The organism is Gramella sp. MT6, assembly GCF_019357415.1.
Taxonomy (GTDB): domain Bacteria; phylum Bacteroidota; class Bacteroidia; order Flavobacteriales; family Flavobacteriaceae; genus Christiangramia.
The window spans coordinates 2802757-2820643 of record NZ_CP048410.1 but is presented as its reverse complement, the minus strand read 5'-3'; the positions used below and the strand labels follow the sequence as shown (position 1 = coordinate 2820643).

At 37.5% G+C, this 17887-nt stretch carries 13 protein-coding genes; 4 read left to right on the top strand and 9 right to left on the bottom strand.

Annotation, left to right across the window (positions count from 1 at the left end):
* Positions 1-26 precede the first annotated feature (26 nt).
* Positions 27-479 (bottom strand): thioredoxin-dependent thiol peroxidase, encoded by a 453-nt coding sequence (gene bcp, locus G3I01_RS12630; RefSeq protein WP_219548403.1) that lies wholly within the window; start codon positions 477-479, stop codon positions 27-29.
* 33 nt (positions 480-512) lie between these two features.
* Between bcp and nth the strand changes: the two genes are divergently transcribed.
* On the top strand, positions 513-1169 hold the full coding sequence (gene nth, locus G3I01_RS12625) for an endonuclease III (protein ID WP_219548400.1): 657 nt from the start codon (positions 513-515) through the stop codon (positions 1167-1169).
* Between the two features lie 253 nt (positions 1170-1422).
* Here nth and G3I01_RS12620 read toward each other — a convergent pair whose 3' ends face one another.
* Positions 1423-2007 carry a sigma-70 family RNA polymerase sigma factor gene (locus G3I01_RS12620; RefSeq protein ID WP_219548398.1) on the bottom strand — a complete coding sequence of 195 codons (585 nt, stop codon included), beginning with the start codon at positions 2005-2007 and terminating at the stop codon, positions 1423-1425.
* A 232-nt stretch (positions 2008-2239) separates the two neighbouring features.
* On the opposite strand from G3I01_RS12620, the gene uvrA reads away from it, so the two are divergent.
* Both uvrA and G3I01_RS12610 read left to right on the top strand, forming a co-directional pair.
* Positions 2240-5029 carry an excinuclease ABC subunit UvrA gene (uvrA, locus tag G3I01_RS12615; RefSeq protein ID WP_219548395.1) on the top strand — a complete coding sequence of 930 codons (2790 nt, stop codon included), beginning with the start codon at positions 2240-2242 and terminating at the stop codon, positions 5027-5029.
* A gap of 135 nt (positions 5030-5164) precedes the next feature.
* Positions 5165-6460 (top strand): hypothetical protein, encoded by a 1296-nt coding sequence (locus G3I01_RS12610; protein ID WP_219548393.1) that lies wholly within the window; start codon positions 5165-5167, stop codon positions 6458-6460.
* Between the two features lie 80 nt (positions 6461-6540).
* Here G3I01_RS12610 and G3I01_RS12605 read toward each other — a convergent pair whose 3' ends face one another.
* The 4 genes from G3I01_RS12605 to G3I01_RS12590 form a co-directional block, all read right to left on the bottom strand.
* Complete coding sequence (locus G3I01_RS12605) at positions 6541-7965, bottom strand: polysaccharide biosynthesis C-terminal domain-containing protein (protein ID WP_347708991.1); 1425 nt, start codon at positions 7963-7965, stop codon at positions 6541-6543.
* Between the two features lie 33 nt (positions 7966-7998).
* The gene (locus tag G3I01_RS12600; RefSeq protein WP_219548389.1) at positions 7999-9282 is read right to left on the bottom strand and encodes a glycosyltransferase family 4 protein; all 1284 of its coding nucleotides are present in this window, start codon (positions 9280-9282) and stop codon (positions 7999-8001) included.
* Between the two features lie 20 nt (positions 9283-9302).
* A complete protein-coding gene (locus G3I01_RS12595) occupies positions 9303-11717 on the bottom strand; it encodes a YfhO family protein (protein WP_219548387.1) in 2415 nt (804 codons plus the stop codon).
* Between the two features lie 75 nt (positions 11718-11792).
* Entirely contained in the window at positions 11793-12074 is a 282-nt protein-coding gene (locus G3I01_RS12590; RefSeq protein ID WP_108171397.1) for a DUF4834 family protein, read from the bottom strand.
* A gap of 106 nt (positions 12075-12180) precedes the next feature.
* On the opposite strand from G3I01_RS12590, the gene G3I01_RS12585 reads away from it, so the two are divergent.
* The gene (locus G3I01_RS12585; protein ID WP_219548385.1) at positions 12181-13149 is read left to right on the top strand and encodes a transporter; all 969 of its coding nucleotides are present in this window, start codon (positions 12181-12183) and stop codon (positions 13147-13149) included.
* Between the two features lie 67 nt (positions 13150-13216).
* On the opposite strand, the gene G3I01_RS12580 is transcribed toward G3I01_RS12585, so the two are convergent.
* From G3I01_RS12580 to G3I01_RS12570, 3 genes are all read right to left on the bottom strand, one after another.
* Entirely contained in the window at positions 13217-14479 is a 1263-nt protein-coding gene (locus G3I01_RS12580) for an aminotransferase class I/II-fold pyridoxal phosphate-dependent enzyme (protein ID WP_108171395.1), read from the bottom strand.
* A 139-nt stretch (positions 14480-14618) separates the two neighbouring features.
* Positions 14619-15659, bottom strand: coding sequence for a pyridoxal-phosphate dependent enzyme (locus G3I01_RS12575; protein ID WP_219548383.1), 1041 nt, complete (start codon positions 15657-15659; stop codon positions 14619-14621).
* Between the two features lie 76 nt (positions 15660-15735).
* Positions 15736-17862 (bottom strand): S9 family peptidase, encoded by a 2127-nt coding sequence (locus tag G3I01_RS12570; RefSeq protein ID WP_219548381.1) that lies wholly within the window; start codon positions 17860-17862, stop codon positions 15736-15738.
* Positions 17863-17887 lie beyond the last annotated feature (25 nt).

Here is a 17887-nt window from a genome sequence, read left to right as displayed (position 1 = left end):
CGTCTTTTTAACTGTAAATATTTAATCTATTCCAGGATCTGCTCCGCATGTTCTTTGGTCTTCACTTTTTTGATCACTTCCTCTATCTTTCCCTCTTCATCAATAATAAAGGTAGTTCTGTGAATTCCGTCATATTCCTTACCCATGAATTTCTTAGGTCCCCAAACACCATAAGCATTGATAACCTCTTTATCCTCATCTGCTAGTAGCGGATATTTAAAGTCATACTTATTTTTGAAATTCTGTTGTCTTTTTTTAGAGTCAGCGCTTACTCCAAGGATCTCATATCCTTTCTTTTTCATTACATCATAATTATCGCTTAGGTTGCAAGCTTCCGCTGTACACCCCGGAGTACTAGCCTTCGGATAGAAAAATAAGACTAACTTTTTACCTTTATAATCAGATAATTTGATCTCATTCCCATCCTGATCTTCAGCTTTAAAATCGGGAGCCTCATCCCCTTCTTTCAATGTTGTCATAATTATTACTTTTGCCAATAAATTTAAAGCTTTATGACCAAACAGGAAAAGGTACAGTTCGTTATTGATACGTTAAATGATATTTACCCAGAGATTCCAATCCCTTTAGATCATAAAGACCCCTATACATTATTGATTGCCGTCTTGCTATCTGCTCAAAGCACAGATGTCAAGGTGAATGAGATAACACCGATTCTTTTCGAGATTGCTGATACTCCTCATAAAATGGTAAAGTTATCTGTGGAAGAAATTCGAGAGATCATAAAACCGGTAGGATTATCTCCAATGAAATCCAAGGGTATCCATGGTTTATCTAAGATCCTGATAGAAAAATATAATGGAGAGGTTCCTGCAGATATGGAGGCTTTAGAAGAATTACCTGCCGTTGGACATAAAACTGCTAGTGTGGTAATTTCCCAGGCTTTCAATATTCCCGCTTTTCCTGTGGACACACATATCCACAGACTTATGTATCGCTGGAATTTAAGTAACGGAAAAAATGTAACGCAAACTGAAAAGGATGCAAAAAGATTATTCCCTAAAGATCTCTGGAATAAGTTGCACCTTCAGATAATATGGTATGGAAGGCAATACTCACCTGCAAGAGCATGGGATCTTGAAAAGGACATCATTACCAAAACCATTGGAAGAAAATCTGTAATAAAAGAATACTTGAAGAAAAAGAAATAAAAAAGACCTGTAGGCTAATAACACAGGTCTTTTTATAAATTAATTCATAAGCGTTTCAAACTTCATCTTCTTATACTCAATTACACTAAGTGCTTTTGAATAATTCAAAAGAAACTCTATAGTCTCTTTTTTTGGTTGTGGACGATTAATTTTTTCTTCTTTCGAAGATTTTTTAAAGTAAAGTTTCCCCATTTGGTATTATTTTATGATGGTTTTATAGAATAACGTTACAAACGGGGGGATATTGTTTCTATTAATTAGTTAAAATTAAATTTCTCTTCTCGATAATCTTTCTCAAATTGATCAATGCGTAACGCATTCTTCCCAAAGCAGTATTTATACTAACTCCGGTGCGTTCAGAAATTTCTTTAAAACTCATGTCTTTATATATACGCATGGTCAAAACTTCTAGCTGATCTGCAGGTAGTTCCTTGATCAATTCCTGAACATCACATTCGATCTGATCTTTAATCAATTGTTTTTCCGCATTAAGATCTCCATCACTCAAAACAGAAAAAATATTGAAATCCCCACTATTATCAAATTTGGGCATTCTTTTGTTTCTTCTAAAATGATCGATGACAAGATTATGGGCAATTCGCATTACCCAGGGAAGAAATTTACCTTCTTCATTATATTTTCCTCTTTTCAAGGTCCGGATCACTTTGATGAAAGTGTCCTGGAAGATATCTTCAGCGATATCCCGGTCATAGACCTTTGAAAAAATAAAACTGTAAATACGATGTTGGTGACGAGTGATGAGGGCGCCAAGTGCGTTTTCATTTCCATCAAGATAATCACGAACGAGCGAAGCGTCAGTTACCTTAGTGTTATTCATAACAGTTACTTTAATGTACAGAAATTAGGTATTCCTGTGGGTTAGGTTATTTAGTTTAAAAAAAAGTAACTGTGCTTAATAGGCAACTATGTATTGGTTCTGCACCAAATATAGCAAGATAAAATCGAGAAATACAAACAAAACCTTAAATTTTTAACAATACTATAGGTTTTTATAGGCTTTCTTTCCCGCTTCATTATGAGTAACTTTGCGCTTTTAGCAGAAATTGAGAATGACAACAGATATATCACAGGTAGACCCCAAACAGAACATAATCATTAAAGGTGCAAAGCTGCATAATCTTAAAAATATAAATGCGGTGATCCCAAGAAATAAGCTGGTGGTGATCACCGGATTATCGGGTTCTGGAAAATCCAGTCTTGCTTTTGATACACTTTATGCTGAAGGTCAACGCCGGTATGTAGAAAGTCTTAGCTCTTATGCTCGACAATTTCTGGGCAGGCTCAATAAACCAAAAGTAGATTATATAAAGGGGATTGCCCCTGCCATTGCAATTGAACAAAAGGTAAATTCAACTAACCCCCGCTCTACCGTGGGTACATCTACCGAAATTTACGATTACCTGAAATTGCTTTTCGCCAGGATTGGTAAAACCTACTCTCCTATTTCTGGAAATGAAGTTAAAAAAGACACGGTCACAGATGTAATAAATTATGTAAAGGCGTTTCCAGAAAGAGAAAAGCTCCTCCTTCTTGCTCCAATTCATGTGGAAGAAGGTAGATCTTTGGAAAAAAAGATCAAAATTCTTGCTCAACAGGGATATAGCCGCATTAAACTTGATCATGATGTGGTAAGGATCGATGAAACCGATCTTTCCAAAGCCAAAGATGATAATACATGGCTGGTAGTAGACCGGATCATTACCAAAGATGAAGAGGATTTTTATAATCGCCTTGCAGACGCGATAGAAGCTGCTTTCTTTGAAGGTAAAGGAGAATTGTTCATCGAAAAGCTTTCTGATAACAGCTCAAGACACTTCAGCAACAAATTTGAGCTGGACGGAATGAGTTTCCTGGAACCTAACGTGCATCTATTCAGTTTTAATAATCCTTACGGCGCCTGCCCTAAATGTGAAGGATATGGAGACGTGATTGGGATCGACGAAGACCTAGTTATTCCAAATACGGGCCTTTCAGTTTACGAAAATGCCATCTTCCCATGGAGAGGTGATAGTATGAGCTGGTATAGAGATCAGTTAGTGAACAATTCACACAAGTTCGACTTCCCTATTCATAAACCATATTTTGAACTAAGTGATGAGCAAAAAGACCTTATCTGGAATGGGAATCAATATTTTGAAGGATTAAATCAATTTTTTGAATTTCTTGAGAGTAAAGCTTATAAGATTCAGAACAGAGTTATGCTTTCTCGTTACCGAGGCAAAACAAAATGCTCGGCCTGTAAAGGCAAAAGGCTAAGACCTGAAGCTCAGTACGTGAAAATTAATGATCATAGCATTACAGACCTGGTTGAAAAACCACTGGATAAAGTAAGAGCATTTTTTAAAGATCTCGAACTGAATGAGTATGATGAAAAAATAGCTAAAAGACTTCTAACCGAAATTCGTAACCGACTAGAATTCCTTTCAAATGTTGGTCTAGACTATCTTACTTTGAATAGAAAATCCAATACATTATCTGGGGGAGAATCTCAAAGGATCAATCTGGCGACATCATTAGGAAGTAGCCTGGTTGGATCTATGTATATTCTGGATGAACCATCAATAGGTCTTCATCCCAAAGACACCGAAAAACTAATTGGAGTTTTAAAGAATTTACGCGATCTGGGAAATACAGTTATTGTGGTAGAGCATGATGAAGAGATCATGAATGCCGCTGATGAGATTATCGATATTGGCCCCGAAGCAGGAACAAATGGTGGTTATGTGGTAGCCACTGGTACCATGAAAGATATCCTGAAGTCTGATTCCTTGACCGCGAGCTACCTTAATGGTAAAATGGAAATTGAAGTTCCTGAAAAAAGAAGGACTTCAAAGAATAAAATAAAAGTTCTTGGAGCCAGGGAAAATAATTTGAAGAATATCGATGTTGAATTTCAACTGGGAATATTTACAGCGATCACAGGTGTATCTGGAAGTGGAAAAAGTACCTTAGTAAGAAAAATTTTGTACCCGGCAGTGCAAAAAGAAATAGGTGGCTATGGAGAGAAAGCAGGCCAGTTTAGCGGCGTGGAAGGAAACTTCAAAAGCCTTGGGACAGTTGAATTTGTAGATCAAAATCCTATTGGGAGATCTTCCAGGTCTAACCCTGTGACTTATATCAAAGCTTATGACGATATAAGAAACCTTTTTGCCAGCCAGAGGCTAGCAAAATTAAGAGGTTTCAAGGCCAAACATTTCTCTTTTAACGTCGACGGAGGTAGATGCGAAACCTGTAAAGGTGAAGGCGAAGTTACTATAGAAATGCAATTCATGGCAGATGTACATCTTGAATGTGAAACCTGTAATGGTAAGCGGTTTAAAAAAGATGTGCTGGAAGTAACCTTTCATGATAAGAACATAGATGATGTTCTTAATATGACCATTGATGATGCCACCAAATTCTTCGAAGATCATGGTCAGGACAAGATTGTAAAGAAATTAAAGCCACTTAAAGATGTTGGGTTAGGATACGTGCAATTGGGACAAAGCTCTTCTACCCTCTCTGGAGGTGAAGCCCAGAGAATAAAACTTGCTTCTTTCCTCGTTAAAGGAAACACTAAAACCAAGGCGTTATTCATTTTTGATGAACCTACTACAGGATTACACTTTCATGATATCAAAAAACTTCTGAAATCCTTTAATGCTCTTATTTCGAAAGGACACACGGTAATTGTTATCGAACATAATATGGATCTAGTAAAGTGTGCAGACCAGGTTATAGATCTTGGTCCGGAAGGGGGTGAAAAAGGTGGATACCTTGTGGGACAGGGAACCCCGGAGGAACTTGCTAAGAATAAAAAATCCTACACCTCAAAATATCTGGAGGAGAAACTATCCTGAAAATATAATGAATTAAATATCAGTTTTTTAGATCATCACAAAGTGGAGTAAAGCTTTGCTAGTCCAGCATTTACGGACTTTGGCACGTACTTTGTATTTAATAGTGAAATGTTCATAATTAAATACTCTACTACCATGAGAAACCTGACCCTTATTTTCGCATTCTTATTTATTGGATGGTCAGTATCGGCATCCGTAAATTCAAAACCAGCCACCACTAATTATTATAATTATAACGATTCATTCATCTTTGTTGAAGGAGGAGTTGAATTTGCGGTTTACCCAAATGGTGAATTCGATTTTTATTATAATCCGGAATTCAGAAGAGGAAATTCGGTACATTTTTCAACCCCGAATGTAAACATAAGTTATAATGGAGGTTATAATTATGATCCTTATGTTCAGTACGACGACTACGGAGCAGTGATTCAAATTGAAAATGTACCGGTGTATTATGACTATTATGGCAGGATCATCCAGGCTGGAAACATATACCTTAGTTATAATAACTTTGGTAGACTGGCCAGGGTAGGTAATTTACATGTACATTACAATAATCACCATCACATAACTCACTACAGCGGATATATTAATCACTATAATAGACGCTATGTTTACAGACCATGGCATGATTATTACCGTCGTCCAAATGTAAATGTTAGTATAGTTTTCGGTAGACCTTACCGCGCATATTATGAGCCTCAGAGAATTTCATATAACAAGTATGTAACTGTTTACAATAATTATTATTCTAAAAATAATAGAAGAAAGAACTTTTACAGACCTTCTCAAAAAGTGAGATCATATAATCACGGTAGAAGGACTAGCTCAAAGCGCAATATCGCCTATGTAAATAACAGTAATGATTACAATAGAGCAGCCACCCGGGAAAGTGTATCAAGAGACCGGGTATATTCTGAAAGGAATAAAAGCTCCAGAGTGAAATCGGCACGGAACACGAGAGGTATTGTAAATAACAGATCTCCGAGAACATACAGTGAAAGAAACGAGAGAAGTACAGATTCCAGGGGAAGGTCTTCCAAAATTGGAAATAGCACTCAAAAAAGACAAAGTACAGTTAGAGAGCGTTCTGTTAGATCGCCACAAAATCAAAACTCTTCTGTTAGGTCAAGAACTGAAAATCGAACTTCAAACAGGGTTGAAAGACCTACACAGGTTTCCAGAGATAGATCAATTCAGAATAAGACAAACACGAGAATTAAGCGTTCATCTCCTGTAACCAGAGGTAGGACTATAGAAAAAAGCACTAGAAGTTCTGAAAGGAATGCTGCTGTAAAGCGTCCAACAAGACAGAGCAGTTCTTCTGTTAGAACTAGAACAAATTCGGGAACTTCAAGATCTCAGTCTGTTAGAACAAAAAAATCTTCTGGATCGAGAAGTTCGGCACGAAATGTGAATAATAGATTATAGATGACAAGTTCATAATTTAATTTTTTGGTTGGTTAGTTGGAAAACCCTTGACGCTCCCACGCTGATAGGGTTTTCTCGTTTTATGACCTTTTCAGAAATTTATCTATCATCAAATTGAGGTCTTCAGAAAATCTTAGGTAGTAAACGATAATAAGATATAAAACACCTGATAGCGTTCCTTTTACAGCAATATTAATAACCGCATGTAGTGGGAAATTCAGAAAATAGAATCCAATACTAAATAAGGCCGTTAATAATAACGCCCAGGTAGATTTAGTAGTAAACGGATGAATTTTAAACTTTTTGAATACTATGAATACTTTCGAAGTATTATAAAGAGAAAATGCTATAAAACTAGCTACTGCCGCTCCTTCAATTCCATACTCAGGAATAAAAAGAATATTAAGAACAAAAGCTACCAAAACCAGGATCACCCCTACCCCAAGGACAATGCGATAATAATCTGAATTAAAAAGAATACTATTATTATTGCCCAGAAAATTATCATATAACTTAACCAGCGAGATCAACAACACGATCAAAATACTGATCTCATATTCTTCAGGGATCAATTCATACAAAGAATTCACATTGGTAATGATCCAGACAAAAATGAGTCCGCTAACAATTAAGAGGTTCAGGGAACTTTTTTCATATAGATCTTTAAGCCCAGATTTATCTTTATTGTTCAACATTTCAGCAGTAAGCGGATTGGTGATCTGGTGCATCGCTTTTTGAGGAACAGAGATGACGGTAGCTATATAAACCGCAATTCCGTAAATAGCGACGTTCTCGATGGGTAGATAGTGTTCTATCATCACTTTGTCCAGATCTAATAGAACGGTGGCTACAGAGGCTGCCAGAAGTATCAGAGAAGAGTATTTTAATACCGGAGATAGATTCCTTGGGAATTTAAAACTGAATTTGGGTCTGTGAAGTGAAAAAGCATACATAGCCATCAAAATAGTCCTGAAAACAAAAACTCCCGAAATACTGTAAATAAAGAACTCTACATTTATCCATTTAAAATAGAAAGCAAATAGAAGCAGACTTATACAAAGCCTGTGAAAAACCTCCTTCATCAAATTCCCGAATGCGCTTTTATAGTAGATCTTAGACCAGGAAAAGAAAACTTCAAAATAAGCGGTCGCCAGAGCTATCACAAAAATAAGCCAGACGTAAGGTTGCACCAGACTGTTCTCTCCCTGAAAATAATCGAGAAGGTAATTGTAAAATATAAGACCAATAGTCCCTAAGATCAATCCCACCACTGCTGGAATTACCAAAACAAAATTCAACAACCTGTCCTGATCTCCTCTGGTTTTGTAGGAGGTAAAGAATTTAATAAGAGTACTGTGCACTCCGAATACCAGGAACGGCCAGATAAGATTAGCTGCCGATAACAGGAAACTTACGAGTCCGTAATATTCCTGATCCAGAAAATATGTAAAAAGAAATAACGTATTCACAGCCCCGATACCGAAACCAACATATGTGGTTACCATATTTTTTAAGGACTGATTAATTATTATTCCCATCTAAATCTGCTTAATTAAGTTGGCAAGTTTACCGGTCAAGGTCCGGCGATGATATTTTTCAATATCATGTAATGCAGAACCAGGTTCTCCATGGGAATATTTTTTAAACATTTCCAATAAGTGACCTTTGAGTCTTTGTACATCTGTATAAGAAAAAACCTTTCCGGAATTCGTTTCTGAAATTATCCTTGCAGCATCCCAATTATCAGGGCCTATTGCCAAAATAGGAGACCCTGAGGCCAGGTATTCAAAAAGCTTCCCGGGAATAATTCCTCTGGTTTCATTAGAATCTATTTCTATCAGTAAAAGAACGGAGGCCTCCCTTTGCATTTCCAATGCCATTGAATGGCTAACATACCCTTCATTAATCAGATAATCTTCCAGACCAGCATTATGAATACTTTCCAGAACTACTTCACTAACTTTCCCTGCTAATCTTAGCCGAAAATCCTTTTGAAAACCTCTGTTTTCTTCCAGTAATTGTTGTAGCGCTTTCCATAGATTTTCAGGATTTCTACCCGAAAGTAATGATCCAATGTGAGCTATTTGAAATTTGTTTTGATCGACCGATTTTTCATGAATTTCAGAATCAAAACCATTAGTTATTACCGTGATTGGTTGAGACGTTTTAGTCTCAAATTCAGTTTTGGTCGTGAAGCTGGTGGTAATAATATGATCTGCAGTATTCAGCACCTCACTTTCCAGTTGTTCGTGCTTTTTCCTAGAGCTTTCATTTAATTTAAGCTTTTCATGATAACCTATCTGTGTCCAGGGGTCTCTGAAATCTGCGATCCACTTACAACCTAATTCCTTTTTTAGACTCAAACCAATTAGATGTAAACTATGGGGAGGCCCGGTAGTTATGATTGCATCATAATTGCCGTTCTTAAGTTCCTGCTTTAGAAAATTAATCGACGGCTTGACCCAGAACTTGCGGGCATCGGGAATAAAATAATTACCCCGAATATATAACATTGCCTTTTGCAGTGCAGACTGATTTTCTTCTTTCTGAATGATCCCGGAACTAATGGTTTCAGTATCCTTTTTTGAAAAAATTCCAGCGATCGAATAAGGTTCAAATATCTTTTTCTTTAATACTCTTATCCCCTCTGGAATTTCAGCTTCAAAACTATGATCAATGATAGGGTAACTTGGATTCTCAGGAACATAGACCACAGGTTCAACATCAAAATCTCTTAAATACTTAACGAATTTAAGCCAGCGTTGAACCCCGGGGCCACCGGCCGGTGGCCAGTAATATGTAATAATGAGAACTTTTTTCATTCAGGTATAAGATCAAAAGATCACTTTCTCTTTTTCAGCTCGAAACCAATTCCGCCTATAAAAACAAGACCAATGAGAATAGAACTTATGAGGGCGATACTGCTACCAGTCTTCACTACCTCAGGCTCAAATTTGAATACGATTTCGTGTTCCCCTGCCGGAACATTCATTCCTCTTAAAACGTAGTTTACCTGAGCATGTTCTGCAGGTTCGCCGTCAATGTATGCCTGCCAGCCGGGTTGGTAATAATTTTCAGAAAAAACCACAAACTGATTTGACTCAGCATTAAATTTATATTTAAGATTATTAGGTTGATAGCTTATCAGCTCAATGGTTGCTCCTTGATCGAAACTGAAATCTTCCTGAACAACATCCCGGAATTTCGAATTGATCATGGCAGTATTTCTTAGATCTGTATCTTTAAGAGCCAACATTTCCTGGTCCTGACCTTCTACCCATTTAATATTTTTTACGATCCAGGCATTTCCATAGGCATTTGGATTTTGTTGGGCCTGAGTACCTTCTTCAGTCGGAACAATAAAATATTTCACATTTAACATGCTCAATATTTCCATGTTGTTATTTGAGATATAGAAATCGTACAGTTCCTGAATTCTACCGGGTTTTGCAGCATGATAACCACCCAGTGCATTGTGATAATATGATGTTCTACCGGTATTAAATGGACTTCCGGAAACATCAAAAACCCTGTAATGACCATTATCTTCTAAGATAGCTTCATCTGCAGCTAATTTTTGAAATGGTTGCTCCATCTCCCTGGCCAGAACAAAATCTTCTTCATTCACATATCTTTTGTCAACTCCAATCAGGTCTACTAATAAAAGAATGCAAAACCCGCCAATTAGCAGATTTCTGTTCAGTTTAGCTTTCAAATATCCCCATATAAGCCCTGCCGAAAGCAATACAAATACCAAAGAACGAATTACATCGGTAGTAAAAATACTTTTTCGGTCTTCCTCGAGGGCTTTCATGAAGTCCATTCCGAACTGTTGAGAATACATTGCATCATTTGCTCCTTCAAAATCGAATAGAATTGATTTGAACAATAAGAATATTAGTAATAAGCCTCCTGTAATGATCGATGACCATTTTAAGGCATATATTTTTTCTTCCTTTTTAACTTCAGTCAGGAATAGCTTATAAAGGCCCATAACGGCAAGCATAGGCAAACAAAGTTCCAGAATAACCTGTATAGAAGAAACCGCTCTGAACTTATCATACAACGGCACAAATTCGATGAAAAACTTAGTAAAGAACTCAAAATTCTTACCCCAGCTCAAAAATAAAGCCAGCAGACTTCCACCTACGATCCACCATTTTAATCTTCCCCTTATCAAGAACAAAGCGAAAACAAATAAGAAAATTACCGTAGCCCCAATATAAGCTGGTGCCCCTACAAATGGCTGATCACCCCAGTAGGTTGGAGCACTTTCCGTAAAACCTTCAGCCTGGACCGGCGAAGCTCCAATTTCCCTTAAAGCATTGTATAAGTTAGAATCCCTTCCAATATTTTCAGAACTTCCACCTCCCATGAACCTTGGAACCATCAGATTGAAACTTTCTAAAATTCCGTAACTGTATTCGGTTATATAATCAAAACTTAAACCTGTATTCTGCTTCGAGCTTCCGTCAGGTTCAATTGTAAGATTAGATTCTCCACGTGTACTGAATTGAGTATACTCGCTCGTTGCCAATAGGTTCGTAGCATTAGCTGCTATTGCCAGCACAACAGCAACAACCATGATGCCCAAAGCTTTAAAATACCTTGGGAGCATTTTTTTTCGATAAGCATCAATAAGATAAGCTAGGCCCAGAGCTATTACCAATAACAGCAAGTAATAGGTCATCTGGAAATGGTTTGCCTGAATCTCGAGCGCCATGGCTACCGTAAGCACAAGAAAGCTCCAAATGTTGCGATGCCTGAAAATGGCTATGATCCCGGCAAGCACCATAGGCATGTATGCAATTGCATGTGCCTTGGCATTGTGACCAACTCCCAGAATTATGATCAGATAGGTTGAAAATCCAAAGGCGATTGAACCTAAAAAGGCAAGTTTATAATCTACCTTCATACAAAGGAGTAGAATGTAGAAACCTATAAAATAGAGAAAGAGATAATCTGCCGGCCTGGGCAGAAATCTCAAGGCTGTATCAAGTTTTTTTACATAATTGTGAGGATAGTAAGCGCCTAATTGATATGTAGGCATTCCCCCAAATGCAGCATCGGTCCAATATGGTTCTTCCCCGGTCTCTGCCCTGAAGTCATTTTGCTCCTTGGCCATCCCGATATATTGAATAATATCGCTTTGGTAAATTTCCTTTCCCTGCAGGACCGGATTAAAGTAAAATAATGATAAAATGATAAAACCTGCCAGAACTAACAGGTGAGGTAAGAATTGCTTCAATTTAGCCATTAATCGGACTTTTGATTTTGATCACAAATTTTGTGTAAAACAAAGTCGGTCTAGTGACTTTGCTAAAATCCGAAATTAATCAATTTCTTCGTAATCGATATATTCACCAACATTTTTATTGGACTGCTTTCCGTTTTTCGGCTTTTTATCGATACTAACTTTTCCTTCTTTATCCTGAGGTCGCTGTGCTCCTCCAAACTGCTGATTGAATTGTTTTTCAAATTTCTGACCCATCTTTTTCATAAACCACTTCAGGATCAATGGACCAAAAAATCTAAGTAATATTTTAAGACCAAAGTATACTAACAGAACGATAAGTACCGTTTTTAATACCCCGGTTAATGATGCTTCTAACATTCTAAGTCTTTTTACAAAAATAAAAATAAGCCTCCACAATCAGGGACGCTTCGGCTATAAAATTATAATAAATCTTATATCTTTGAGAGACCTAACCCGACCAATTATGCGTAAAACAGCCATACTTAGCCTTTTTCTAATTATTGCTACCAATCTCCACGCTCAATATACCGAAACCATAAATTCGAACAGACCGGGACAATCCCAGGGAGCTTTTGCTGTTGGAACCAATGTTATACAACTTGAAAGCGGACCTTATTTTGGGAGTGAGGAACATACAGGACTTGGAACCGATACCGATATCTGGGGCGTAGATTACCAATTAAGATATGGGTTACTTTTTGAGAATCTTGAATTGAATCTAACCGGCTCATTTGAGTCTCAGGACATATTCAGGGATTTTCTTGGAGTGACGAGTGAATCAACAATCAGAAATTTTAAAACAAATTCTATAGGTGCCAAATATCTAATTTTTGATCCCTATAAAAGTCTGGAAGAAGACAAACCCAATTTATACAGCTGGAAAGCGAATCAACGATTCAAGTGGAAAACACTAATTCCTGCCATTTCCATTTACGCTGGGGCTAACTTTTCCTTTGGTGATAATCCCTATTTATACGAAGGAGAAGGAAAGTTTAGTCCAAAGGCAGCAATAATTACTCAGAACAATTGGGGTCGCTGGGTTTTAGTATTAAACCTTATTGCAGATAAACTTTCTGAAGATTACAGATCTTACACAGGAATAGTTACGGTTACCCATACCCTTTCTCAAAATCTGGCGATTTTTGGAGAATACCAGGCTATAAAGAGTGATATATATGCAGATGATATTTTACGAGCGGGAGGAGCATATTTAATAGGTGAAGACTTCCAGTTCGATGTTTCTGGCCTGGTTAATTTTAAGGACACCCCATCAAAGTGGCAGGTAGCGGCAGGAGTTTCTTATAGGTTTGATCTTCATAAAATGGATGAATTCCTGGAGGAATCTAATGAAGGTAACAAAAGAAGACAGAGAACTGAAGAGCTTAATAAAGAAGGGGAAGAAGTTATAGATGAAGAAGGAGGACTCGAGTAACTGAAATCAATAAAACTAAAAATGCCCTGCAAAATGCAGGGCATGTTTTATATCTGAATATTTTTGATTACTTATTAGACATCGCTGCCTCAACGGAAGCTGAAAGTCTTTTATAAGTACCATTTTCAAGTCTTTCACGAATAGCTGAAAAAGCTTCTACTGTTTCTTCAACATCTTGTAAGGTATGGGTCGCCGTAGGGATCATTCTAAGAAGGATCAATCCTTTTGGAATTACCGGATATACAACGATAGAACAGAACACCCCGTGATTCTCACGGAGATCCTTAACCAAAGCCATAGCTTCTGGGATACTTCCCTTAAGATAAACAGGAGTTACACAACTTTGTGTAGTTCCAATATCGAATCCGTTATCTTTTAATCCGTTTTGTAATGCATTTACATTCTCCCAAAGCTTTTCTTTAAGCTCTGGCATAGTTCTTAGCATATCAAGACGCTTCAATGCTCCAACCACCAACTGCATTTGCAGGGATTTAGCGAACATTTGTGATCTAAGATTATATTTTAAATAATCTATGATCTCTTTATCTCCAGCGATAAATGCTCCTGTACTGGCCAGTGATTTTGCGAAAGTTGCGAAATATACGTCTATTTCGTCCTGTACTCCCTGCTCCTCACCTGCTCCGGCTCCTGTTTTACCAAGAGTACCAAAACCATGAGCATCATCTACGAATAATCTAAAGTTATATTTTTTCTTAAGCTCAACGATCTCCTTCAATTTACCCTGTTCGCCTCTCATCCCAAAAACACCTTCAGAGATCAATAAAATTCCTCCTCCGGTTTGTTCTGCGATCTTGGTAGCACGCTGAAGATTCTTCTCGATACTTTCCATATCGTTGTGCTTATAGGTAAATCTCTGACCTAAATGCAATCTAACACCATCAATGATACACGCGTGTGCATCTACATCATATACGATCACATCCTGCTTAGAGACAAGGGCATCGATCGTTGAAACCATCCCCTGATATCCAAAATTTAATAGGTAGGCTGCCTGCTTGTGTACAAAAGAAGCAAGTTCATCCTGTAATTTTTCATGAAGATCAGTATGACCACTCATCATTCTCGCTCCCATAGGATAAGCAGAGCCATACTCGGCTGCAGCTTCTGCATCTACTTTACGAACTTCAGGATGATTGGCTAGCCCAAGGTAGTCGTTGATACTCCATGTAATAACTTCTTTACCGCGAAATTTCATCCGGTTAGAAATTGGTCCCTCTAGTTTAGGAAAAACGAAGTATCCTTCTGCCTGCTCAGCCCATTTACCCAGCGGTCCTTTGTCTTTGTAAATTTTATCAAATAAATCCTTCATCGGTCATTTTTTAGACGAGCCGCAAAAATACTGAAATTTGGCTCAATTGTACAAAGTAAATTATAAACATCGAAATCTAAGAAAAACAAAAGCATCCTACAAAGGATAGGATGCTTTTGTTAATAAGTGTTAAAAACTTTTACTTGATCACTTCTATAGATTGAGAGTTGGTCTCGTGTTGTGTATCGAAAAATCCCTGCTCGTTCATCCATTCATCGCTATAGATCTTACTCATGTATCGCGATCCATGATCAGGGAAAATAATCACCACATTCGAATTTTCATCAAATTCACCTTCCTCATTAAATTGCTTTAATCCCTGCATAGCTGCTCCACTGGTATAACCTACAAAAAGACCTTCAGTCCTTGCCAGTTCCCTGGCTGTGTGGGCTGCGTCTTCATCAGTTACTTTTATGAATTTATCTATGGCATCAAAATCTGTTGCGGTAGGAATAAGGTTTTTACCTAAACCTTCTATTCGGTAAGGGTAAATTTCACCTTCATCGAATTCACGAGTTTCGTGGTATTTTTTAAGAACAGAGCCAAATGCATCGATTCCTAATATCTTAATATCCGGATTTTGTTCTTTTAAAAATCTTGCAGTTCCAGAGATAGTTCCCCCGGTACCACTACAAGCTACTAAATGTGTGATTTTTCCTTCAGTCTGCTTCCAGATCTCAGGTCCGGTTGAGTGAAAATGAGCATCAATATTCAATTCATTGAAATATTGATTAATATATACAGAACCTTTTATATCGTTGTGAAGTCTTTTTGCTACTTCGTAATAAGAACGGGGATCATCAGCAGGAACGTTAGCCGGGCAAACATAAACCTTGGCTCCCATGGTCTTCAGCATATTAATCTTATCCTGGGAAGATTTTGAACTTACCGCAAGAATACATTCATATCCTTTGATACAGCTTACCATTGCAATACTAAATCCAGTATTTCCGGAAGTGGTCTCTATAATGGTGTCTCCAGGTTTTAAGATGCCTTTTCTTTCAGCTTCCTCAATAATATGAAGGGCGATCCTATCCTTGGATGAATGTCCTGGGTTAAATGATTCTACTTTAGCGAAGTAGTCCCCTTTAAAATCCTGTGTAATCTTATTTAAGTGAATTAACGGTGTATTACCTACTAATTGCAATACATGGTCATAAACCTTTAAGTCTTCTCTCATAAATCGAAGTTCTTTTTACAAAAGGCCCTAAAATAAAACTTATTGAGGCCGGTCAAATTTAAGGCAAATTTTTTAATTATTGATTTATACCCTCCAGATCCAGTAAAAATGCGTATTCCTCAGCTACTTCTTTAAGAGCTTCAAATCTACCTGAAGCACCTCCATGACCTGCATCCATATTGGTATGAAGCAAGAGCACATTATTATCTGTCTTTAACTCCCTGAGTTTCGCAACCCATTTGGCAGGTTCCCAATACTGAACCTGGGAATCATGAAGACCGGTAGTAACAAGCATATTTGGATATTCCTGAGCAACTACATTATCATATGGAGAATAAGATTTCATGTAATCATAATAATCCTTTTCATTCGGATTCCCCCATTCATCATATTCACCTGTAGTTAGCGGAATACTATCATCTAGCATAGTAGTTACGACATCTACGAAGGGAACCGCAGAAATTACTCCATTATATAGGTTCGGAGCTAAATTCACCACTGCCCCCATCAATAATCCACCGGCAGAACCTCCCATTGCATAAAGGTGATTAGATGAAGTGTAGTTTTCTTTGATAAGGAATTTTGAAACATCAATAAAATCTGTGAACGTATTCTTCTTAGTGAACAGTTTCCCGTTCTCGTACCATTCACGGCCAAGATATTCCCCTCCACGAATATGTGCGATCGCATAGATAAAACCACGATCTAATAAACTCAACCGAACTGAAGAGAAATATGGATCTATAGTAGAACCATAAGATCCGTAGGCATATTGTAGTAATGGACTATTTCCATCTTTTTTAGTTCCTTTTCTATAAACAAGAGATACGGGAATTTTAGTTCCATCTTCGGCTGTTGCCCAAAGCCTTTCAGATACATAATTGTTCTTATCGAACTTTCCGCCCAGAATTTCCTGCTCTTTTAAAACAACCTTATCCCCGGTCTTCATATTATATTCAACAACTGAAGTTGGGGTTGTAAGACTATTATAGGTATACCTCAACAGATCTGTCTCAAAATCTGGATTAATGGAAGTATAAGCGGTGTAAGTCTCATTATCAAAAGGAATATAATATTCCTTGCTGTCATCCCATTTAATGATCCTTATTTTATTCAGGCCATTGGTACGCTCGCTAACCACGAGGTATTCCTTGAAAATATCGATATCCTCAAGAAGAAAATCTTTCCTGTGAGGGATCACATCTACCCAATTCTCCATTCCGGTCTCATCAACCGGAGTTTTCATCAGTTTAAAATTGGTAGCTTCATCTTTATTGGTTACCACATAAAAGTGGCCGTCGAAATGCGAAATGCTATACTCGAGACCTCTTACTCTCGGCTGGAATACAGTAAACTCCCCTTCTGGTTTATCTGCATCAAGAAAACGATATTCCGTAGTAAGCGTACTATGAGAACCAATAATGATATATTCTCTGGACTTAGATTTATAAACGTAAGTATTAAAGGTTTCATCTTCTTCCTCAAAGACCAATTCATCCTTTTCAGGATCTGTTCCCAGGATATGCTTATAGATCCTGTAAGACCTCAAAGTTTGAGGATCTTTCTTAGTGTAGTAAAGTGTTTTATTATCATTAGCCCAGGTAGATCCGCCGGTGGTATTCTTGATCTCCTCGTCGTAGATCTCACCGGTTTCAAGATTCTTGATCCTAATAGTGTATTTTCTTCGGCTTAAAGTATCTGTCCCAAAGGCTACCAGCTTATTATCCGGACTTACATTAAGACCACCTAAACTATAATAATCAAAGTCTTTGGCCATTTTGTTCACATTGAACATGATCTCTTCTGGTGCTTCCTGGGATTCCTTTTTTCTTGAATAAATTGGGTAATCATAACCTTTTTCAAATCGGGTGATATACCAGTAACCATTCAGTTTATAAGGCACAGATTCATCATCCTCTTTGATCCTGCCTTTCATTTCCTCGAATAATCTCTCCTGAAATTCTTTAGTATGGGAGGTCATTTTATCGTTATAATCATTCTCGGCCTCCAGGTAGGCAATGACTTCAGGATCTTCACGCTGATTCATCCAGAAATAATTATCTATCCTTACATCACCATGCTTCTCAAGCTCTTTAGCTACTTTCTTTGCTTTTGGGGCTTCAATATCTTTTTTCAAATCATTTTTGTTTTGCGCGGTTGCAAATGTAACGCATCCTAATAGAAATACTAATAGTCTTTTCATTTTGACTGGTTTGATGCGGTAATTT